At 65.1% G+C, this 18,216-nt stretch carries 24 protein-coding genes; 4 read left to right on the forward strand and 20 right to left on the reverse strand.

Going from position 1 to position 18,216, the window contains the following annotated elements:
- The first annotated feature begins 44 nt into the window (after nucleotides 1–44).
- A complete protein-coding gene (locus tag ACW9TV_RS10750; protein ID WP_494303474.1) occupies nucleotides 45–515 on the forward strand; it encodes a hypothetical protein in 471 nt (156 codons plus the stop codon).
- 91 nt (nucleotides 516–606) lie between these two features.
- Here ACW9TV_RS10750 and ACW9TV_RS10755 read toward each other — a convergent pair whose 3' ends face one another.
- The 11 genes from ACW9TV_RS10755 to ACW9TV_RS10805 all read right to left on the reverse strand — a co-directional run bounded on the left by ACW9TV_RS10755 (nucleotide 607) and on the right by ACW9TV_RS10805 (nucleotide 9,009).
- Nucleotides 607–2,502, reverse strand: coding sequence for a potassium transporter Kup (locus ACW9TV_RS10755; protein ID WP_494303475.1), 1,896 nt, complete (start codon nucleotides 2,500–2,502; stop codon nucleotides 607–609).
- A gap of 138 nt (nucleotides 2,503–2,640) precedes the next feature.
- Nucleotides 2,641–3,264 carry a glutathione S-transferase family protein gene (locus tag ACW9TV_RS10760; RefSeq protein WP_494303476.1) on the reverse strand — a complete coding sequence of 208 codons (624 nt, stop codon included), beginning with the start codon at nucleotides 3,262–3,264 and terminating at the stop codon, nucleotides 2,641–2,643.
- On the reverse strand, nucleotides 3,261–3,878 hold the full coding sequence (locus tag ACW9TV_RS10765; protein WP_494303477.1) for a tetratricopeptide repeat protein: 618 nt from the start codon (nucleotides 3,876–3,878) through the stop codon (nucleotides 3,261–3,263). Before ACW9TV_RS10765 ends, ACW9TV_RS10760 begins: the two co-directional genes overlap by 4 nt.
- Nucleotides 3,875–4,264 carry a cytochrome c-type biogenesis protein gene (locus tag ACW9TV_RS10770; protein WP_494303478.1) on the reverse strand — a complete coding sequence of 130 codons (390 nt, stop codon included), beginning with the start codon at nucleotides 4,262–4,264 and terminating at the stop codon, nucleotides 3,875–3,877. The genes ACW9TV_RS10765 and ACW9TV_RS10770 overlap by 4 nt, the downstream gene beginning before the upstream one ends.
- Nucleotides 4,261–4,794 carry a redoxin domain-containing protein gene (locus ACW9TV_RS10775; RefSeq protein WP_494303479.1) on the reverse strand — a complete coding sequence of 178 codons (534 nt, stop codon included), beginning with the start codon at nucleotides 4,792–4,794 and terminating at the stop codon, nucleotides 4,261–4,263. Before ACW9TV_RS10775 ends, ACW9TV_RS10770 begins: the two co-directional genes overlap by 4 nt.
- A 1-nt stretch (nucleotide 4,795) precedes the next feature.
- Nucleotides 4,796–6,727 carry a heme lyase CcmF/NrfE family subunit gene (locus tag ACW9TV_RS10780; protein WP_494303480.1) on the reverse strand — a complete coding sequence of 644 codons (1,932 nt, stop codon included), beginning with the start codon at nucleotides 6,725–6,727 and terminating at the stop codon, nucleotides 4,796–4,798.
- Nucleotides 6,724–7,197, reverse strand: coding sequence for a cytochrome c maturation protein CcmE (ccmE, locus tag ACW9TV_RS10785; RefSeq protein WP_494303481.1), 474 nt, complete (start codon nucleotides 7,195–7,197; stop codon nucleotides 6,724–6,726). The genes ACW9TV_RS10780 and ccmE overlap by 4 nt, the downstream gene beginning before the upstream one ends.
- Complete coding sequence (gene ccmD / locus ACW9TV_RS10790) at nucleotides 7,197–7,319, reverse strand: heme exporter protein CcmD (RefSeq protein WP_494303482.1); 123 nt, start codon at nucleotides 7,317–7,319, stop codon at nucleotides 7,197–7,199. Before ccmD ends, ccmE begins: the two co-directional genes overlap by 1 nt.
- Nucleotides 7,320–7,332: 13 nt before the next feature.
- On the reverse strand, nucleotides 7,333–8,070 hold the full coding sequence (locus ACW9TV_RS10795) for a heme ABC transporter permease (RefSeq protein ID WP_494303483.1): 738 nt from the start codon (nucleotides 8,068–8,070) through the stop codon (nucleotides 7,333–7,335).
- A gap of 103 nt (nucleotides 8,071–8,173) precedes the next feature.
- Nucleotides 8,174–8,815, reverse strand: a complete 642-nt coding sequence (locus tag ACW9TV_RS10800; RefSeq protein WP_494303484.1) for a heme exporter protein CcmB — start codon at nucleotides 8,813–8,815, stop codon at nucleotides 8,174–8,176.
- The gene (locus ACW9TV_RS10805) at nucleotides 8,812–9,009 is read right to left on the reverse strand and encodes a DUF1192 domain-containing protein (RefSeq protein ID WP_494303485.1); all 198 of its coding nucleotides are present in this window, start codon (nucleotides 9,007–9,009) and stop codon (nucleotides 8,812–8,814) included. Before ACW9TV_RS10805 ends, ACW9TV_RS10800 begins: the two co-directional genes overlap by 4 nt.
- A 58-nt stretch (nucleotides 9,010–9,067) precedes the next feature.
- Between ACW9TV_RS10805 and ACW9TV_RS10810 the strand changes: the two genes are divergently transcribed.
- The 3 genes from ACW9TV_RS10810 to ACW9TV_RS10820 all read left to right on the forward strand — a co-directional run bounded on the left by ACW9TV_RS10810 (nucleotide 9,068) and on the right by ACW9TV_RS10820 (nucleotide 11,620).
- Nucleotides 9,068–10,078 carry an NAD(P)H-quinone oxidoreductase gene (locus ACW9TV_RS10810; RefSeq protein WP_494303486.1) on the forward strand — a complete coding sequence of 337 codons (1,011 nt, stop codon included), beginning with the start codon at nucleotides 9,068–9,070 and terminating at the stop codon, nucleotides 10,076–10,078.
- A gap of 32 nt (nucleotides 10,079–10,110) precedes the next feature.
- On the forward strand, nucleotides 10,111–10,710 hold the full coding sequence (locus ACW9TV_RS10815) for a PAP/fibrillin family protein (protein ID WP_494303487.1): 600 nt from the start codon (nucleotides 10,111–10,113) through the stop codon (nucleotides 10,708–10,710).
- Between the two features lie 112 nt (nucleotides 10,711–10,822).
- Nucleotides 10,823–11,620, forward strand: a complete 798-nt coding sequence (locus ACW9TV_RS10820; protein ID WP_494303488.1) for an enoyl-CoA hydratase-related protein — start codon at nucleotides 10,823–10,825, stop codon at nucleotides 11,618–11,620.
- A 240-nt stretch (nucleotides 11,621–11,860) separates the two neighbouring features.
- Here the strand turns inward: ACW9TV_RS10820 and ACW9TV_RS10825 are convergent, their stop codons facing one another.
- The 9 genes from ACW9TV_RS10825 to ACW9TV_RS10865 form a co-directional block, all read right to left on the reverse strand.
- Nucleotides 11,861–12,082, reverse strand: a complete 222-nt coding sequence (locus ACW9TV_RS10825; RefSeq protein ID WP_494303489.1) for a DUF4170 domain-containing protein — start codon at nucleotides 12,080–12,082, stop codon at nucleotides 11,861–11,863.
- A complete protein-coding gene (locus ACW9TV_RS10830) occupies nucleotides 12,079–12,666 on the reverse strand; it encodes a gamma carbonic anhydrase family protein (protein ID WP_494303490.1) in 588 nt (195 codons plus the stop codon). Before ACW9TV_RS10830 ends, ACW9TV_RS10825 begins: the two co-directional genes overlap by 4 nt.
- 10 nt (nucleotides 12,667–12,676) lie before the next feature.
- Nucleotides 12,677–13,264, reverse strand: coding sequence for an MlaC/ttg2D family ABC transporter substrate-binding protein (locus tag ACW9TV_RS10835; RefSeq protein WP_494303491.1), 588 nt, complete (start codon nucleotides 13,262–13,264; stop codon nucleotides 12,677–12,679).
- Between the two features lie 148 nt (nucleotides 13,265–13,412).
- Nucleotides 13,413–14,132: a DUF3618 domain-containing protein gene (locus ACW9TV_RS10840; protein ID WP_494303492.1), complete on the reverse strand. Its 720-nt coding sequence runs from the start codon at nucleotides 14,130–14,132 to the stop codon at nucleotides 13,413–13,415.
- Entirely contained in the window at nucleotides 14,119–14,601 is a 483-nt protein-coding gene (locus tag ACW9TV_RS10845; RefSeq protein ID WP_494303493.1) for a phage holin family protein, read from the reverse strand. The genes ACW9TV_RS10840 and ACW9TV_RS10845 overlap by 14 nt, the downstream gene beginning before the upstream one ends.
- Nucleotides 14,585–15,058 carry a hypothetical protein gene (locus ACW9TV_RS10850; protein ID WP_494303494.1) on the reverse strand — a complete coding sequence of 158 codons (474 nt, stop codon included), beginning with the start codon at nucleotides 15,056–15,058 and terminating at the stop codon, nucleotides 14,585–14,587. The genes ACW9TV_RS10845 and ACW9TV_RS10850 overlap by 17 nt, the downstream gene beginning before the upstream one ends.
- Before the next feature lie 121 nt (nucleotides 15,059–15,179).
- Nucleotides 15,180–16,358 (reverse strand): acetyl-CoA C-acyltransferase, encoded by a 1,179-nt coding sequence (locus ACW9TV_RS10855; RefSeq protein ID WP_494303495.1) that lies wholly within the window; start codon nucleotides 16,356–16,358, stop codon nucleotides 15,180–15,182.
- Nucleotides 16,359–16,411: 53 nt separating this feature from the next.
- Nucleotides 16,412–16,870, reverse strand: a complete 459-nt coding sequence (locus ACW9TV_RS10860; RefSeq protein ID WP_494303496.1) for a MaoC family dehydratase — start codon at nucleotides 16,868–16,870, stop codon at nucleotides 16,412–16,414.
- 97 nt (nucleotides 16,871–16,967) lie between these two features.
- A complete protein-coding gene (locus ACW9TV_RS10865; RefSeq protein ID WP_494303497.1) occupies nucleotides 16,968–18,194 on the reverse strand; it encodes a mechanosensitive ion channel family protein in 1,227 nt (408 codons plus the stop codon).
- Between the last annotated feature and the right edge of the window lie 22 nt (nucleotides 18,195–18,216).

Raw genomic sequence — 18,216 nt, forward strand, 5'->3', positions numbered from 1 at the left:
CCAAGCCTGGAATGCGCACGATTGTCAACAAACAGGCTTGAAATATGAATCGGCTTCATGCAAGGCGCAAAAACTTCGTGGCGGCGGCACATCTGTTTTCGCCGTTCACGGGTTTGCGGCCGCAAGGTCCCAGTTTTGGGTTCGTCCCCATGGCCTGCAACAACTTGGGACATGTGCCCGATCAGGAGGTCAGAATGAACAAGGCTCTCACCATCGCTGCTGTTGCCAGCCTCGCCGTCCTCGCCGCTTGCGGCGAAAAGAAGGCCGCCGACGCGACCGCCGAAGCCGCTGCCGACACGGCTGCCGCTGCCGACGCCACCGCTGAAGCTGCTGCCACCACGGCTGACGCCGCTGCGGCCACGGTTGACGCTGCTGCCGACACGGCCGCTACCGCTGCCACCGACGCTGCTGCCGGCGCGACCGCCGCTGCCGCCGACGCGACCGCTGCTGCTGCTGGCCAAGTCGAAGCGGCTGCTTCGGCTGTCGAGCAAAAGGCTGCTGAAGTCGCCAAGTAAGCGACTCTCAGGCTGAAAAGCGGAAGGGCCGCGATCTTCGGATCGCGGCCCTTCTTTTTTCCTTGTGCATTGATGACCGGGCGGATGCGCCTCAGATCTCGACCTGGGATCCCAGTTCCACCACGCGGTTGGTGGGCAGCTTGAAGAACTCCATCGCGGATTCCGCGTTGCGCAGCATCCATGCGAACAGCTTTTCGCGCCAGATCGCCATGCCCGGCCGTTCCGAAGGCAGCAGGGTCTGGCGGGCCAGGAAGAAGCTGGTATCCATCATCTTGATCTGCGGCCCGCAGTTTTCCACGATCTTCAGCGCGGCGGGCACATCGGGTTGCTGCATGAAGCCATAGCGCAGGATCATGCGGTAGAAGTTCTCGCCCAGATCGACGACTTCGACCCGGTCCTCAAGATCCACGAACGGAATCTCGTCGATCACGACTGTCAGGATCAGGATGCGCTCGTGCAGCACCTTGTTGTGCTTCAGATTGTGCAGCAGCGCGTGCGGCACCCCCTGCGGTGTCGATGTCATGAATACGGCTGTGCCCGGCACGCGCGTCGCGGCGCGGGCGGCGGACTTGATGAACACCTCCATCGGCATGGCCGATTCCGTCAGGCGCTGGTTCATCAGGTAACGGCCCCGCGACCAGGTGGTGAGAAGCGTGAAGGCAAACAGGCCGATCGCCAGCGGGAACCAGCCACCGTCGGGAATCTTCGTCAGGTTCGCGCTGAAATAGGCCCCGTCGATCACCAGGAAGGCGCCGATCACGAGCCCGGCCAGCAAGCGGTTCCATTTCCACACATAGAGGATCAGGATCCCCATCATGCAGGTGGATATGAACATCGTGCCCGTCACGGAAATTCCGTAGGCAGCCGCCAGGTTGGACGAGGTTTCAAACCCGAGCACGAGGATGATCACAAGAACCAGAAGGGTCCAGTTGATGAAGGGGATATAGATCTGCCCCTGTGTCGACGCCGAGGTGTGCAGGATCCTGAGCCGTGGCAGATAACCGAGCTGAACGGCCTGCCGCGTGATCGAGAAGGCGCCCGAGATGACCGCCTGGGAGGCGATGACCGTGGCCATGGTGGCGAGGATCACCAGCGGAAGGCGCAGATGTTCCGGCGCCAGCAGGAAGAAGGGGTTACGGATGGCAGACGGATCCCCGATCAGCAACGCGCCCTGCCCCAGATAGCACAGCATGAGCGACGGCAGCACGATGGTCATCCAGCTGAGCCGGATCGGATTGCGGCCGAAATGCCCCATGTCGGCATAGAGCGCTTCGGCCCCCGTCACCGCGAGCACCACCGACGAGAGGGCAAGGAACGCCAGCAGCCCGTCCGTCCGGAAGAAATTGAAGGCATGGTGCGGCGAAAGTGCCTGCAGGATCATCGGGTTGGCGAGGATGTTGGTGACGCCCAGCGTCGCCAGCGTCAGGAAATAGACAAGCGTGATGGGGCCGAACAGCGCCCCCACCTTCGACGTGCCATAGGCCTGGATCAGGAAAAGGGCCACGATGATCCCGATGGAGATCGGAAGAACCAGCGGCTGGAGCTTGGCTTCCACAACCGTCAGCCCCTCGACGGCCGACAGCACGGAAATCGCCGGCGTGATGATGCTTTCCCCGAAGAACAGGGCCGTCGCCAGGATCCCCAGCACGACCACCCATGGCGCCCAGCGCCGGCCATGGCCATGGCGCATCAGCAACGCCTGCAGCGCGATTGTGCCGCCCTCCCCCCGGTTGTCCGCCCGCAGGATGATGCCGACATATTTCACGGTGACGATCAGCATCATCGTCCAGAAGATCAGACTGATGACACCCTGGATATGATAGGGATCGACCGGCAGCGGATGATGCCCGGCAAAGGTTTCCCTGAGCGCATAGAGCGGCGAGGTGCCAATGTCGCCGAAGACGACACCCAGCGCACCAAGCATCAATTTCGGCAACCCATCCTTCGCATGGGTTGAGCCGCCATGGCCTGCTGTTGCTGTCGTCATCCGCGCAAGACCTGCGCTGTTGTCCCGAACCGTTGGAAGCGGCAAGCGAATCTCATATCTTCACCGTGCAACGGCGGCCTCTTGCGAGGTCTGACAGTCCGCGCGCTAGCACCGTTTCGCACCAGCAGCAACGGGGGGTCAGAGGAAGGCGTAGGGCCCGCCCTTCTCCAGCGCGCGCTGGTAGGCCGGGCGCGCCTGAAAGCGGCGGACCCAGGCCTCGATGGCGGGAAAGCTGCCACGAACGCCGAACGCGCCGGCAACCTCGCCGACGAAGCTCATCTGGATGTCCGCCCCGGTGATGTCGTTCCCCACAAGCCAGTCACGACCCGCCAGCTCCGATTCCAGCCAACCAAGGTGCCGTGCGATCTCGCTGTCGATCCGGGGTTGCAGCGGCGCACCGCCCTCTCCCAGCCGGCCGACATAGAGCTGAAGCATCAGCGGCAGCATGGCAGAGCCTTCGGCATAGTGCAGCCACATGATGTAGCGATCATGATCCGCACTGCCGTCCCGGGGCGCCAGACGGCCGCCGCCGGCGCTGCGGATCACCGTTTCGATGATCGCGCCGGATTCGATCAGCAGCCGCCCGTCCAGTTCCAGCATGGGCGACTTGCCCAGCGGATGCACAGCCTCCAGCTCGGGCGGGGCGAGATTCGTGACCGCATCGCGCTGGTATTTCAGGATTTCGTACGGCAGCCCAAGCTCTTCCAGCAGCCAGAGAACCCGCTGGGAACGGCTGTTGTTCAGATGATGGACAAGGATCATCGCGCAGACTCCTCCCCAGGGGCAGCCATGCCGGATTTCGGCATCATTCCCTGCCCCACCCCCATCTGCTTCATCGTTTCGGCCGCCGCAATCTGGCGATCGAGCAAGGGGCGCCATGGCGCATCGGGCGTGCTGCGGGCCTGCAGGGCGCGCCAGGTTTCCAGCGCCCGATCCACATCGGCCGATTGCAGCCAGGCCAGCCCCAGGAAATAGCTTGGCGCCGGATGGTCGGGTGACAGGCGCGCCGCGCGATCGAAGGCCAGCCGCGCGGCCGGAACCACCTCTCCATCGGCATGCGCAACCAGCGCGACCCCCATCTGCACCCACAGATCGGCATTGCCGGGAATCGCCTCAAGACCGCTCTGCAGCGAGGCGACGGCGGTTTCCGTCCGCTTCGCCCGGATCAGCGCGTCAGACAGGGTCAGCCAGGCCCGCACGTCGCCGTAATTGTCGAGAAGGGCCTTGGAGGCCTGTTCGGCGAGCGGGGTCAGTTCGGGATTCGGCACGAACTTCGGCGCCGGGGCGGACGGAAGCCCCGGGCGTCCGACGATCGCATAGCCGCCAAGGCCGGCCGCAAGCACGATCGCGACGGCGAGGATCTGTGGCCACTTCACCGGCGGAACCTCCGTGCGACCAGAACCAGGCCGATCGCAAGGAACAGCAGCGGCGCGGCCCACAGCAGGGCCGTATCCTGACGTGCGGGTGGCACGAAACTGACCCAGTCCCCGTAGCGTTCGACAAAGAAGGCGCGGACGGCTTCCGGTTCCTCGCCGGCGGCGATGCGTTCCCGGACTTCCGCACGCATCGCCTGCGCCTGAGCTGCGTTCGAATCCGCGATGGTCTGGTTCTGGCAGGTCAGGCAGCGCAGTTCGGCCATCAACGCCCTGGCCTTTGCCTCCTGCGTGGCATCGGCAAGCGGCACGTCCGGTGGCGGCGGCGGTTCCGCGACAGCGGGAGAGGCTGCCAGCAAAAGCAGCAGGGCAATTGCGACCGGCCTCATCGTGCCTTCTCCAATTCGGCCAGCAGCAGGTCCACATGTTCGGGACGGATCTCGCCCAGATGCTGGTAACGGATCACGCCGTTGCCATCGACAACATAGGTTTCCGGCACGCCAGACGCCCCGAAGGCCAGCATCATCCGGCCGCCGGGATCCTGCCCGATCCGGCTGAAAGGATTGCCGTGTCGTGCAAGGAACGCCTCAACATCCTGCGGCCGGTCCCGAAGTGCGATTCCGTGGATGGTTGCGCCAAGCTGCTGCAGATCCTGAAGCCGGGGCGCCTCGACAGCGCATGGCAGGCACCAGCTGGCAAAGATGTTCACCAGCACGGGCCTGCCACCCTTCAGATCCGCAAGCGCCAGACCCGGCGCGCCGGCGACCCCTTCCAGCGCGAAATCAGCAAGCGGCTTGCCGATCATCCTGCTGCGGATCACCTGCTGCTGTGGCGCACCCAGATGGTTCGCCATCAGCGCGACCAGCCCGCCGAACAGCAGCAGGGGCAACAGCCAGACAAGGCGGAAACGGCCGCGCACCTCAGGCGGCCTGCATCGCAGGGGCGGCGCGCCTGGCAGCGCGCGGGAAGCGCGCCCGCACGCGGCCGCCCAGCGCCAGCAGTCCGCCGAACGCCATCAGCAGCCCACCCCACCAGATCAGGCGGACCAGCGGCTTCACCCACAGGTGGATCTGCCAGCGGCCGGAACCGTCCGGTTTGCCCAGCACGGAATAGACTTCGCCACCCCACCAGCCTGCGCGGCCCGCTTCCGTCGTTTCCTGGGGCGGGGCCACGAACATGCGCGATTGCGGCTTCAGCACCGCCACGGGCCGGCCGTCCCGGCGAATATCCAGCGTTGCTTCGATCGCGGTCCAGTTCGGGCCGGCCACCGGGCGGACATCGACGAGTTCGGCCGTCCAGGGGCCCATCTCGATCGCATCGCCCACCCGCAGAGAGACCAGCGCTTCCCGCTGCAATGCGCCGGATGCCGTCGCGCCCAGGATCGACACGGCGACCCCCAGATGAGCAAGCGCCATGCCGGCGACATTCAGGGTCAGCCCACGCTGTAGCAGAAGCGAAAGGCTGGCGACGCCCAGCCAGGCTGCGGCGCCAAAGCCGACAAGAGCGCCAACGCCGCGGACGCCAAGAGGCCAGACGGCAATGACCGCCACGGCCGCCACCGCAAGCCCGGCGGGCAACAGACGGGCCGAAAGATGGCCCGTCGCGCTCCGCCGCCAGCCCAGATGCGGGGCAACCGCCATCAGCGCAGCGGCAAGGAACAGCATCGGCAATGTGGTGCGGTTGAAATAGGGCGGGCCAACCGAGATCTGCGCACCGCCCGCCGCTTCCAGCGCCATTGGATAGAGCGTCCCCAGCAGAACCACGCCGAGGATGGCCGACATCAGCAGATTGTTGGCGACGAGGGCGGATTCCCGGCTGATCAGCGCGAACTGGCGCCCTTCGGCTACCCGTCCGGCGGCCAGCGCATAGATGGTAAGGGCGCCGCCGATATACAGCGCCATCAGCAGCATCAGGAACAACCCGCGCGAAGGGTCGACGGCGAAGGCATGGACCGAGGTAAGAAGGCCCGACCGCACGATGAAAGTGCCCATCATCGACAAGGAGAAGGCCGCGACCGCCAGCAGCAGTGTCCAGGCCCGCAGCGCATCGCGCTTCATCACGACGGCGATGGAATGCAGCAGCGCGGTGCCCGCGAGCCAGGGCATCAGCGCCGCATTCTCGACCGGATCCCAGAACCACCAGCCGCCCCAGCCAAGTTCATAATAGGCCCAGAAACTGCCAAGCGCGATGCCGAGCGTGAGGAAGGCCCAGGCGCCCGCCACCCAGGGGCGCGTCGCGCGGGCCCATGCCGGACCCACCTTGTCTTCCAGCATGCCGGCAACCGCGAAGGCGAAGGCAACGGAAAAGCCGACATAGCCGAGGTAGAGAAGCGGCGGGTGGAAGGCGAGCCCGGGATCCTGCAGCAGTGGATTGAGCCCTTGCCCTTCGGTCGGCGCCGGCGAAAGGCGTTCGAACGGGTTCGAAGCGATCAACAGGAAGGCAAAGAAGCCCAGCGCAACGAAGGCCTGAACCGACAGCACCCGGGCACGGAAGCGTGCGCCAAGCGTCGCGGGGGCCAGCGCCACGGCAGCGCCCGCCAGCGCCATCACCATTACCCACAGCAGCAGCGAGCCCTCATGGTTCGCCCACACACCCGTCAGCCGGTACATGTCGGGCTTCAGGCTGTGGCTGTTGCTGGTCACCAGCTTCACGGAAAAGTCGGACACCCAGAAAGCCCAGGTGAGCGCGCCAAAGGCGAACAGTGTGAGAAGCGCCTGCGCGACAGCCGACGGCCGGGCAAGGCCGATCAGGCCTTCATCCCCGCGCCACAGGCCGATCGAGGGGGCGAGTGCCTGCAGAAGTGCCGCTGCAGCGGCAAGCCACAGCGCCAGATGGCCAAGTTCGGGGATCATGCCCCGCCGCCCTGCCCGGAACTGCCCTTCCCGCCGGGATGCCCCTGTTCCTCCAGCTTTTTCGCGACTTCGGGGGGCATGTAATTCTCGTCATGCTTGGCGAGGAGTTCCTGTGCGACGAACCGCCCTTCGGAATCGAGGCTGCCCGTCGCGATCACGCCCTGATTTTCCCGGAACAGGTCCGGCACGATTCCGCGATAACTGGCCGGTGTTTCCGCGTGCATGTCGGTGACGGTGAAGTTCAGCACCAGTCCATCCGCCGAGCGGCTGACGGAGCCCGCCTTGACGAGGCCGCCCAGCCGGAATGTCTCCCCCGGCGAAGGGCGATCCGTTGCAAGGTCGGACGGCGCCTTGAAGTAGGCGGCCGTGTCCTGCAGCGCAAATGTAGCGACAAGGCCTGCCACAGCCAGAACAGCCAGCGCCGAGAGCGCCAGCACCAGCCGCTGCCGCTTGGGTTTGGGTGCTGCCATCAATCTTCTCCGCCCAGCGCGCGTTCTGCCCGGCGAAGACGCAGCAGAGACCAGATGACAAGCCCGCCAAGGCCCGCGAACGTCACGGCATAGGCGGCCACGATGAAGGGAAGATGCGGCATCGGTCCGGCCCTCTCAACCAGCCCGCGCCGCGCGGCGCAGCGCGCGCATTTCCAGGCGTTGCTCGGCAATCAGGGTCCGCATGCGGATCAGCACCAGGCTTGCGAACAGCAGAAGGAAACCCAGAGCCGACAACAGAAGCGGCGCCAGCATCTCGGGATGGATGGAACTGCCCGACAGGCGGATCGAGGCCGGCTGGTGCAGGGTATTCCACCATTCCACGCTGAACTTGATGATCGGCAGGTTGATGGTGCCCACGATCGCCAGGAAGCCCGCCATCTTCAGACCGCGCGACTTGTCCTCGTGCAGATGAATGAGGGCGATGACCCCAAGATACAGAAGGAACAGGACAAGCATGGAGGTCAGGCGGCCATCCCACACCCACCAGGTTCCCCAGCTGGGCTTGCCCCAGATGGCCCCGGTGATCAGGCAGATGGCCGCGAAAGTTGCGCCGACGGGCGCGATGGCGCGCACGCTGAGGCTGGCCAGCGGATGCTTCCACACCATGCCCGACAGCGCCGCAATCGCCATGCCCAGATAACCACCCATCGCGAACCAGGCCGCAGGCACATGCACATAGAGGATCCGCACCATGTCACCCTGCAGATAATCCGGCGGTGCCAGGAACAGGCCACGCGCCAGCCCAAGCCCAAGGAACCCAAGGCCCGGCAAAAGCAGCCAGGGGGTCAGGACCGTTGCGAACCGCTGGAATCGAAGCGGGTTGGCCAGTGCGTGGAAATCAGGGGCAGGCATGTCGTTGCAATCGGCCCTAGCATGGGAATTCGCAAGCCGTCAGCCCCACAGCTTGCCGCAGGGCGATCGCCGACGGCCCGCGCCGACGCGGCGATGGCATGTCTTACCCCCTGGAAGCGCGGAGCGCCGCACCCGCCGCAAAGGGGGCGATGGCCGCCAGCAACAGCGCAGTCGCGGTCGCCAGCCCCAGGGCGCCCGGTTCGGACGGACTGCTGCCGAAAAGAAGCAGCGGAATGGCCAGCGGCACCACCAGCAGCGCCACCAATCCGGCGCCACCGCGCGCGCCCAGCGTGACGGATCCCGCCACGATCGCCAGCGCCGACAAGCCCAACGCCCCTGCCAGAAGCCCCGGCAGAAGATGGCGGAGCGAATCGATCGGGTAACCGAGCAGCAGCGAAGCGATCGGCGCCGCCAGCAGCAGCGGCAGGCCGAACCCCAGCCACAGGGCGACAAGCCGGGCCGCCGCCAGCGTTTCCGCCGCAATCCCCCGCACCAGCAGCTGATCCAGCGTGCCGTCGGCCGAATCGAGCGCGAACAGGGTGGAAACAGGAATCAGGCTAGCCAGCAGCGCCCCCACCCACAGGATTCCGGGCGCGAGCCTCGCAAGCAGCCGGGGTTCCGGCCCGATGGCGAAGGGCAGCAGCAGAGCCACCAGCAGAAAGAAAAGAAGCGGCATCAGCCACTCGCCCGGCCGGCCGGCCATCAGCGACAGATCCCGCAGGATCAGTTTTCCGAACAGGCTCACTTGCGGAACAACGCGTCCGCCACCGAGCGGAATGCAGTCGCCGAATCGCGCTTGGCCTTCGTGCGCGCGATTTCACCTTCAAGAAGGGAAATCCGTTCGGCCAGTTCGTCCACCGACAGCCTGTCCAGATCTTCCCGCATCAGCTGGGCGAGCGGGCTTTCCGGCCGCCGGGTCAGGAAATCTTCAACGTCCATGGGCGCCTCCTGACGGGCACTCTTGCACTTTCGCGCGCGGCCCAGCAACGATTGCCGCATGACAATTCCCAGCCTGATGCGTGCGATTGACCCGGCCCGGCCCGGCGGCCCCGATGTGCTTGAAATCGTGGAAAGGCCAGTGCCCCTGCCCGGGCCCGGCGAAGTGCTGATCCGGGTACATGCCGCCGGCGTGAACCGGCCGGACGTGCTGCAACGCATGGGGCGCTATCCGATGCCGCCCGGCGCGCCGTCGATCCTGGGCCTGGAAGCCGCCGGCGAAATCGTCGCGCTGGGCGACGGTGTTGACACCCTGACGGTCGGGGATCCGGTAACGGCGCTCGTCGCGGGCGGGGCCTATGCCGATTATGTGACGGCCCCGGCCGTGCAGTGCCTGCCGGTGCCCCCCGGCATGCGATTCGCCGAAGCCGCCACCCTGCCCGAAACCTGGTTCACCGTGTGGGCCAACCTGCATGAACTGGCGCACTGCCAGTCCTGCGAATCGCTGCTCGTGCATGGCGGCACATCGGGCATCGGGGTGACGGCGATCGATTTCGCCCGCCTTCGCGGGCTTGAGATCATCGTGACCTGCGGAACCGATGCGAAATGCCAGGCGGCGCTGGAAAAGGGCGCCACCCATGCGATCAACTACCGGAATGGTGATTTCGCACCGATTGTCCGGGATCTCACCGGCGGACGCGGCGTGGATGTCGTGCTCGACATGGTGGGCGGCGAATATTTCCCGCGCAACCTCGCCGCCCTGAAGGAAGGCGGGCGACATGTTTCCATCGCGTTCCAGATGGGCGGGCGGCTGGAACTGGATATCGCCTTCGTGATGCGCCGCCGCCTGCACATCACGGGCTCCCTGCTGCGTCCGCGCAGCGTCGCGGAGAAGGGCCTTCTGGCCGATGCGCTGAAGGCCGAAGTCTGGCCGCATTTCGCCGATGGAACCCTGAAGGCACATCTGTTCAGGGAATTTCCGCTGGAACAGGCGGAAGCCGCGCACCGTCTGATGGAACAGGGCGGGCATGTCGGCAAGATCGCCCTTACCCTCACCTCTGCGGGAGGTTGACGAGACACCCTCTCGCAGCGCCATTTCACATCATGCGTCACGCCTCGGCCATCAAGCAGGAACTCGCGACCCTTGGCGCGGAAACCGAAGTCGGTTTTCGCGCCGGGCCTGCCGCGACCGCCCGTATCCGCGAACTCGCCACAGAGCTCGAACGGATGAATCCCACACCGGAACCAGCCCGCGCTTCCAGCCTGCTCCGCGGCCGCTGGCGGCTGCTCTATTCCAATTTCGAGCTGCAGCGGCGCACAACGCTGGCCCAGCTGTCCCTCGGAACGCTTCCGGCGGATCCGGTCGAGGTGGTCGAGCTCTACAACGAGATCGACCCCCGGACCGGTCTGTACGACAATGTCATCTACATCCTGTTCGAGGACGGTACCCCCGGCACGATCGTGATGGCGGGCCGTTACGAGGCTGAGGACGATCAGACCATCGACATCCGCTATACGGATGCCCTGCTGTTCGGTCCGGGATCACCTCTGCGGATGCCGGCGACGGGTGTTCGGGTCGATTCCCTGAAGACCGACGTGACCTATCTTGATGACGGCTTCAGGCTGGTGCGCGGCGCCTATGGCAGCCTCTACATCCTTGAGCGGCTGGATCCGGCGCCGATGATGTGGAGCCGCGACAGCTGATCGCCGCCGACAGCGCGCAATCCCCCCTGACATTGTTCAGGTCGCCCTGCCGCCGCTCTGTCGCCTATGCCCATTGCCGTGCCCGCATGCAGGGCCTGATGGGGAGACCAAGATGAGCGATAAGCCCGACGGCGTTGGCCGCGAAGTTCTTTACGAAGTCGTCGAAGGCCATATCGGCCTTGTGCGACTGAACCGCCCAGACAAGCGCAACGCCGTGAACGGCGACCTTGCAGCCGCAATGGACTGGATCGTGAAAGAGACGGAAGCGAATCCCGACATCCGCGTCGTGATTCTCGCCTCCACCTCAGACGGGGCCTTTTCGGCCGGCGCGGACCTTTCGGAAATTTCCAAGGGCCGCGGTCACACGCTTTCCACGCCGGATGGCGGTTTTGGCGGCCTTGCCCGGGCAAAGCGGGAAAAGCCGTGGATCGCGGCAGTTGCCGCCCCGGCGCTTGCCGGCGGATGCGAACTGGCGCTGAGCTGCGACATGATCGTTGCTTCCGACAACAGCCGCTTCGGCCTGCCCGAAGTGAAGCGCGGTCTGTTCGCGGGCGCCGGCGGCGTGTTCCGTCTGACCCGGCGTCTGCCGGCGGCCATCGCTTATGAACTGGTCGCGACTGGCGATCCGATCGACGCTCCGCGCGCCTATCAACTGGGGCTTGTCAATCGCCTGACCACCGCGGACAAGGTTCTGGACGAAGCCATCGCCCTGGCGAAGGCGATCAGCGTCAATGCGCCGCTGTCGGTGCGCGAGTCGCTGAAGGTTTCGCGGATGAGCTTCGACGCGGCCGAAGAAGAGCTGTGGAAGATCTCCAACAAGACATCCGCACTCGTCTTCAGCTCGGAAGATGCGAAGGAAGGCCCCATTGCCTTCCTGGAAAAGCGGGCTCCCGTCTGGAAGGGTCGCTGAAGAATGCTGGAAGGGCCGGAACGCCGGCCCTTCCCCTACCGAAAGTCCACCCCCATATCCTGCCGCACGCAGGGAATTTGGGGGCGAAATGAATCACAAACGTGGTAGACCCCGCAGCCGTCGTGCCGGCTGCAAGCTGTGCAAGCCCTGGAAAGTGAACGGCTATCGCACCGAGAGGCGCGACGGCGAGAAGTTCAGCGACCACCGCCGCCGGACGGGGGCCGCCCCGGAATCGGGCGATCAGGCCGGATCGACGTCAGGCTCCAGCAGGCGGTGCAGATGAACCACCACATATTTCATCTGCGCATCATCCACCGTCCGCTGGGCTTCGCCGCGCCAGGCGGCTTCCGCAGCCGCATAGTCCGGAAAGATGCCGACGATATGCAGGGCCGACGGATCCTCGAAATCATGGCCGCGCGGATCTTTCACCCGGCCGCCGAACACAAGATGCAGTTTGCTCATGCCGCGGCCTCTAGTGCGCGGAATTCCTCGGTCAAGCGGCTGAGCGTGGATTGCAGCCATGCATCGAACTCAGGCCCCTCCCACGCGCGATGGTCGCCCTGCGCATAGGCCAGCGCGTTGCGGTGATAGAACAGGGCGTTCATCCGGTTGGCGACCCAACTGTTGGCCATGCGGATCACCTTCGCCGGGCTTCCCACCACGATCGAATTGGGCGGCACGATCGTCCCGTCCTTCACATAGGCGTGCTGGCCCACGATCGAATTGTCACCGATGTGGGAGCCGCCGTAGATGGTGGCATTGATGCCCACGAGCACATTGTTGCCGATTGAAGAGCCGTGGATCGTGGCATGATGGGTAATCGAGCAATGGCTTCCGATCACCACCGGCCGGCCAGGGTCGGTATGAATCATCACGAAATCCTGGATGTTCGTGAAGGCCCCGATCTCCACATGCGCGGCTTCCGACCGGATCACCGCATTGCACCAGATGGAACTGCCCTCCGCCATCCGCACTTTCCCGTAGAGGAGTGCACTGGGGTGGACGAAGGCAGCCGCCGACAGATCAAGTTCGCTGTTCCCGCTCATGGCAGGCAGGTTATTTGGCCTTCTTCATGAAGTCCACCAGCGCATCGAATCCGTTCTTTTCGATATAGGCCTTGAAGTCAGCTTCCTGGGTCAACGCGACGTTCACACCGTTCACGGTGATGTTGGAAACCAGCGGCTTCGCACCAGCTTTCACCTGCCAGATCGCATCGATCGGTTTGCCGCCCTTTGGGTCGCTGATGCGCGTGAACACATCCACTTCGCCGCGGGTTCCGCGCGGAACGCTGCGAACGACCGTGACCTTCGCGGTGGCGAAATCATACAGCCGGTCCGAATAGGTGTTCACAAGGAAGTCCGGAAGCGCCGCGCGATAGGCGTTCACCTGCGCGTCCGTCAGCTTGATGGGGCTACCGGGCGCCCGATAGGCACGAATCAGCCGCAACCCGGTGCCGTCCACATCGAAGTTGGCGCGCAGCAGACTACGGAACTTCGCCCGCGCCTGATCCTTCGACAGGCTTTTGTCGCGCAGCACCGCGAAGGCCTGATTGGCGAGATCGTCGATGAACTCGCTGGCGGCCTTCTGTTGCGCCGCAGTCGCGGGACCGGTGGCGGCCGATTGCGCATACGCGGGGGCGGCCATCAGCGCAGGGGAAGCAAGCGCGATCGAAATGGCAAGTGTGAATGGCTTCAATTCCAGGCTCCGGTTCTTGGGGGCGGGCACTGAAAAGGGGCCAGCCTGACGGCCAACCCCTTTCCATAAAACGACTTTCTGCCTGCTGAACGCCGGATCAGGCGCGGCGGCGGCCGGATGCCGGCAGAAGTGCGCCGATCAGCGCGCCGGCGGCCAGCGCCACCAGCACCACCGTCGCCGGATTTTCCTGCGGCTGCTTCTTCGCCCAGTCCCCGGCTTCACCTGCCGCGATCCTTGCCTTCTCGGCCGCTTCGCGCGCGGCTTCAGCGGCTTCATGCGCTTTCTGCCGGGCAACGACGGCAGCTTCCGCCGCGCGCTCCTTCGCGTCTGCCGACAACTCGGCCGCCCGCGAACGGGCCGCATAATAGCTGCCTTCCGCCTTCTCCGTCAGGTGGAGGGCCTCTTCCTTTACCTTGCCCCAGGCAGACGCCACCTTGGCGGACGGAACTTCATCCGTGTCGGTCATCAGGGGATCCTCCATATCATAGGCCGCATACAGCGGGGTTGGCTTCCGGCGGGTCGCGAACCAGACAAGGCCGGCAGCCGCCAGCCCGACGAGCCCACCCCCCGCGACAAGGGTTCGATTCTCGCGCACCCAGTCCATGCTGTCGTGCACCAGATCTTCGGCAATGTTCAGTACGTCATCCGTCACGCGATCCACCTCCGCCCAAGCCATGTCCTTTGCTTCCTGCACCAGGTTGCCGGGCCGCATGCGAACCGACAGTTCATCCAGATTCCCGGCCAGACGCATTCGTCTGGCACTGGCTTCGGCACGAAGGGCCTCCATGCGGGCGTCGTCCGCTTCAGGCTGCTTCACGCACGCCTCCGCTTTCGTCCGGCCGAACCTTAGCCTCGGGCAAGGGGGCCCGATCCGCCAGACGATCCAGATCCCGCCCCATCCGCTTCAGCACCCGCTCAGGCAGAATGGACTGCCCTGAAACACCTTCAAGGCCCCTGGAAATCAGCAGCCAGCCGGCCCCCAGGCTGAAGGCTGCAACGACAAGCAGGGCCGGCAGCAAGCCGATGAACTCTGCAAGCGCGACCACGGCCGCGATGGTCAGGAACACAAGCGCCATCAACGCAAGCATTCCACCGACGAGAATCTTCGCAGATTCGCGGCCGATCAGCCGGATGTTGCGTTCGGTTTCCGCCCTGGCAAGCGCGGCTTCGGCCCGGACGAGGCCGCCGGCATCGGCGACAACCTCGGTCCAGGTTTCGACGATCGAGCGCCGCCGGGGTTCGGCCGCGCCTGTTTCGTCGCTGTCGAACTCAGGCCTCGCGTCCACCAGAGCCCTTCAGGAACCGCGCCAGGGCAAAGCCGATGACGGCCGCAGCCCCCACCGCAATCGCGGGGTTGTTGCGCACCACGCTGCGGGCGTCCTCGGCAATCTCGCCCACTTCCTTTTCGCGAAGCTTCACCGAGAATTTGTCGATCGACTCAGCCGCCTTGCGGGCGAACTCAGCCGCCTTGGCGTTGCCACTGTCGGCAGGCGAATCCCCGAGCTTGCCGGCGATCTGCCGTGCCGCGTCGGCCAGACCCGCCAGCCCTTCGGCTGCATAGTCCTTGCCGGTCGAGGCCGCTGTCCTCGCGCCTTCGCCAGCCTTTTCGAAGATCTCCGCCGTGCCACCCTTCACTTCGACGATCACGTCCGACGCCTTGTCGGCCGCCTTCTTCGAAGCCTGGCTGGCCTTGCCGGCGACATCGTCAGCCAGGTCGGTAATGGTCTTGCCGTTGGTTGCCATGGTCAGCTCCTAATCCAGCGCCCCGGCTTACAGGGGCAAAACCTCTCTCGCCCATCAAGTTAGGATGGCTGCCGGCCGGTTCCAACCCCCCTTGCGGGGAATGGTGCCGGCCGGCGGGGGATCAGAGGACTTCGAACAGGCCTGCGGCGCCCATGCCGCCGCCCACGCACATCGTCACGACAACATGCTTCACACCCCGGCGCTTCCCTTCGATCAGCGCATGGCCGACGAGCCGTGCCCCGGACATGCCGAACGGATGGCCGATGGAAATGGCGCCGCCGTTGACGTTCAGACGGTCCATCGGAATGCCGAGCTTGTCGGCGCAATAGATCACCTGCACCGCGAACGCCTCGTTCAGCTCCCAAAGGCCGATGTCGTCCACCTTCAGGCCATTCTGCTTCAGAAGCTTCGGGATCGCATAGACGGGGCCGATCCCCATTTCGTCGGGCTCAAGGCCGGCCACCGCCATGCCCGCATAGCGGCCCAGCGGCTGAAGGCCCCGTCGCGCGGCCTCACCGGCTTCCATCAGCACGGCGGCAGAAGCGCCGTCCGAAAGCTGGCTCGCGTTGCCGGCCGTGATGTTCAGCCCGGGTCCGCGCACCGGCTGCAGACCCTTCAGGCCCTCCAGCGTCGTTTCGGGCCGGTTGCCTTCGTCCTTCGTCAGCGTGATCACATGCTCGGAGACTTCCTTCGTCTCCTTGTTGACCATCTTCATTGTCGCCGTCACCGGCACGATCTCGTCGTCGAACTTGCCGGCCTGCTGGGCAGCCGCAGTGCGCATCTGCGACTGGTAGGCATATTCGTCCTGCCGGTCGCGGCTGATGTTATAGCGCTTCGCAACCACCTCTGCGGTGTCGATCATCGGCATGTAGATAGACGGGTGCATCGCAACCAGTTCCGGATCGCCTTCTGCCCGGAACCTGTCATTCTGGACCGTCGAGATCGAGTCGACACCCGCGCCCATTGCGATCTGCTGGCCGTCGATGATGATCTGCTTGGCCGCCGTCGCGATCGCCATCAGGCCCGACGAGCACTGGCGATCGATGGTCTGGCCCGAAACCGTCACGGGAAGGCCGGCGCGCAGCAGGGCGGTGCGGGCGATGTTGCCGCCGGCCGATCCCTGCGTCAGCACGCAGCCCATCACAACATCCTCGATTTCCGGCCCTTCCAGCTTCGCGCGCGCCACGGCCGCTTTCACGGCATGGCTGGCCAGCGTCGGGGTCAGGGTGGCGTTGAACGCCCCGCGGTGCGCCTTTCCGATCGGCGTGCGGGCGGTGGAAACAATGACGGCTTCACGCATTCTGGTTCTCCCCTGGAATAATCAGTCTGGCCGGGCACGACACCCTGTCCGCATCACACATAGGCGAGCGTGACCCACTCTGCTGCGAGTGCGGGCTTGTCCTCGCCCTCGATCTCCACCTTCACCTCGACTGTCGTCTGAACGACCCCGGGCGAACGCTCGCTCACGTCCTTCATGGTGAAATGGCCGCGAACCCGCTTCCCGCTCTTCACCGGGGCCAGGAAGCGCACGGAGTTCAGGCCATAGTTCACACCCATCTTCGTGCCTTCGATCCCCGGCAGCACGCCATAGGCCATGGCGGACAGCAGAGAGAGGGTGAGATAGCCATGGGCGATGGTGGTTCCGAACGGCGTCTGTTTCGCCAGTTCCGGATTGACGTGGATGAACTGGTGATCGCCCGTCGTCTCGGCGAACTGGTCGATCCGCGCCTGGTCGACCAGGATCCAGTCCGACGTGCCGAGTTCCTTGCCCTTCAGCGCCAGATAGTCCGCAAGTGGAAGTCCCCGCCCCATATCTCTCTCCCAGAATTGGCGTTTCGAATGGGAACCGTCCTTGCCGACTGCCCCTTCCCTGCGCAACCCCGCATTGAAGAGGACGCGGCCGCCGCTGTCAGGCCCGGGCCCGCGCGTGGCCGGGCGGCAATGCGGTCCCGCCGCCGGGCGGGTGCGGATCGACGATTTGCCCGTCCGGTCCGGCAAGGAAACTCATCTGCGCCGGGAAGGCGAAACTGATCCCAAGCTCTCCGAACCGGCGAATCGTCGCGATCATCACCGCCTGCCGCGCATCGAACATGGCTTGGAGGTCGGCCTTCTGCACCGTGAACACCAGTTCATAATCCAGCGCAGAGGCCGCGAACTGGAACAGATGCGCCCGGTCGAACCGGCAATCGGCCACGCCATTCACGATCCGCTCCAGCTCTGCCGGGATGCGTTCCAGCAGTTCCGGATCCGTCTGGTAGATCACCTCGATCAGGATCACCACGCGGCGGTGCGAGTAGTCTGCAAAGTTGTTGATCTGCTGATTCAGCAGATTGGCGTTCGACATGACCACGACTTCGCCGGAAAGCGCGCGCAGCCGCGTGGTCTTGAGCCCGATATGCTCCACCGTGCCGATTGCACCCTGCGGCCCGCCGATCTGGATCGTTTCCCCGCGCCGGAACGGCTGATCCAGCAGGATCGAAAGCGCTGCGAACAGATCGGAAAAGATGCCCTGTGCAGCAAGGCCGATGGCAATACCGCCGATCCCGAGGCCAGCGACAAGCGCGGTGACGTTCACGCCCAGATTGTCGAGCAGGATGATCAGCGCGAATGCCCAGACAACGACATTGATCAGAACGGTCAGCACGCCGACTGCAGACGACATGGTGGCGTCGCCGGTCTGTGCGGCCGCCTTGCGTTCCACCAGCGCGATCAGGAATTCCCGCACCCAGAAGGCGCCCTGCACCGCAGACGCCACGGTGAACAGGAAGGCGATCAGCGATTCCCATGCAGCCGGCGCCTGGAAGAAACTGGTTACGATCCTGGCGGATACCATCACCAGAAAGAAGCTGCGGGTGCGGGATGCCACCCTCAGCGCCACCCAGCCCCAAGATCCGAACACGGTGCTGCGCGAAAGCCGCCGCCGCGCCCAGCTGCGCAGCGTCCAGAACAGGCCATAGAGCAGCGTGCCCAGAACAAGCCCCGCCAGCAGGCCCAGACTATCCGTCTGCAACCAGTGGAAAAGTTCGCGGGTCAGCTGCTCGGTCTGGTCGGGAAGGCTCAGCAGGTCTTCGGCGGCCTTTTCGGCAAGCGGCCCTGCCTTGCTGGTCGATGCGTCGGTGGAAACTGGATCTGCCATGGCGCCATCTAGCCGCACCCCA

This window comes from Sandaracinobacter sp. T42, from assembly GCF_059115405.1.

Excerpts from the sequence above, each read along its gene's own strand:
- ACW9TV_RS10865 (WP_494303497.1), bottom strand. The coding sequence starts at position 18,194 with ATGGCAGATCCAGTTTCCACCGACGCATCGACCAGCAAGGCAGGGCCG.
- ACW9TV_RS10855 (WP_494303495.1), bottom strand. The coding sequence starts at position 16,358 with ATGCGTGAAGCCGTCATTGTTTCCACCGCCCGCACGCCGATCGGAAAG.
- ccmD (WP_494303482.1), bottom strand. The coding sequence starts at position 7,319 with ATGCCGCATCTTCCCTTCATCGTGGCCGCCTATGCCGTGACGTTCGCG.
- ACW9TV_RS10815 (WP_494303487.1), top strand. The coding sequence starts at position 10,111 with ATGCGTCACGCCTCGGCCATCAAGCAGGAACTCGCGACCCTTGGCGCG.
- ACW9TV_RS10780 (WP_494303480.1), bottom strand. The coding sequence starts at position 6,727 with ATGATCCCCGAACTTGGCCATCTGGCGCTGTGGCTTGCCGCTGCAGCG.
- ACW9TV_RS10760 (WP_494303476.1), bottom strand. The coding sequence starts at position 3,264 with ATGATCCTTGTCCATCATCTGAACAACAGCCGTTCCCAGCGGGTTCTC.
- ACW9TV_RS10850 (WP_494303494.1), bottom strand. The coding sequence starts at position 15,058 with ATGGCAACCAACGGCAAGACCATTACCGACCTGGCTGACGATGTCGCC.
- ccmE (WP_494303481.1), bottom strand. The coding sequence starts at position 7,197 with ATGGCAGCACCCAAACCCAAGCGGCAGCGGCTGGTGCTGGCGCTCTCG.
- ACW9TV_RS10795 (WP_494303483.1), bottom strand. The coding sequence starts at position 8,070 with ATGCCTGCCCCTGATTTCCACGCACTGGCCAACCCGCTTCGATTCCAG.
- ACW9TV_RS10820 (WP_494303488.1), top strand. The coding sequence starts at position 10,823 with ATGAGCGATAAGCCCGACGGCGTTGGCCGCGAAGTTCTTTACGAAGTC.
- ACW9TV_RS10770 (WP_494303478.1), bottom strand. The coding sequence starts at position 4,264 with ATGAGGCCGGTCGCAATTGCCCTGCTGCTTTTGCTGGCAGCCTCTCCC.
- ACW9TV_RS10805 (WP_494303485.1), bottom strand. The coding sequence starts at position 9,009 with ATGGACGTTGAAGATTTCCTGACCCGGCGGCCGGAAAGCCCGCTCGCC.
- ACW9TV_RS10830 (WP_494303490.1), bottom strand. The coding sequence starts at position 12,666 with ATGAGCGGGAACAGCGAACTTGATCTGTCGGCGGCTGCCTTCGTCCAC.
- ACW9TV_RS10810 (WP_494303486.1), top strand. The coding sequence starts at position 9,068 with ATGACAATTCCCAGCCTGATGCGTGCGATTGACCCGGCCCGGCCCGGC.
- ACW9TV_RS10860 (WP_494303496.1), bottom strand. The coding sequence starts at position 16,870 with ATGGGGCGGGGACTTCCACTTGCGGACTATCTGGCGCTGAAGGGCAAG.
- ACW9TV_RS10755 (WP_494303475.1), bottom strand. The coding sequence starts at position 2,502 with ATGACGACAGCAACAGCAGGCCATGGCGGCTCAACCCATGCGAAGGAT.
- ACW9TV_RS10835 (WP_494303491.1), bottom strand. The coding sequence starts at position 13,264 with ATGGCCGCCCCCGCGTATGCGCAATCGGCCGCCACCGGTCCCGCGACT.
- ACW9TV_RS10825 (WP_494303489.1), bottom strand. The coding sequence starts at position 12,082 with ATGAGCAAACTGCATCTTGTGTTCGGCGGCCGGGTGAAAGATCCGCGC.
- ACW9TV_RS10750 (WP_494303474.1), top strand. The coding sequence starts at position 45 with ATGAATCGGCTTCATGCAAGGCGCAAAAACTTCGTGGCGGCGGCACAT.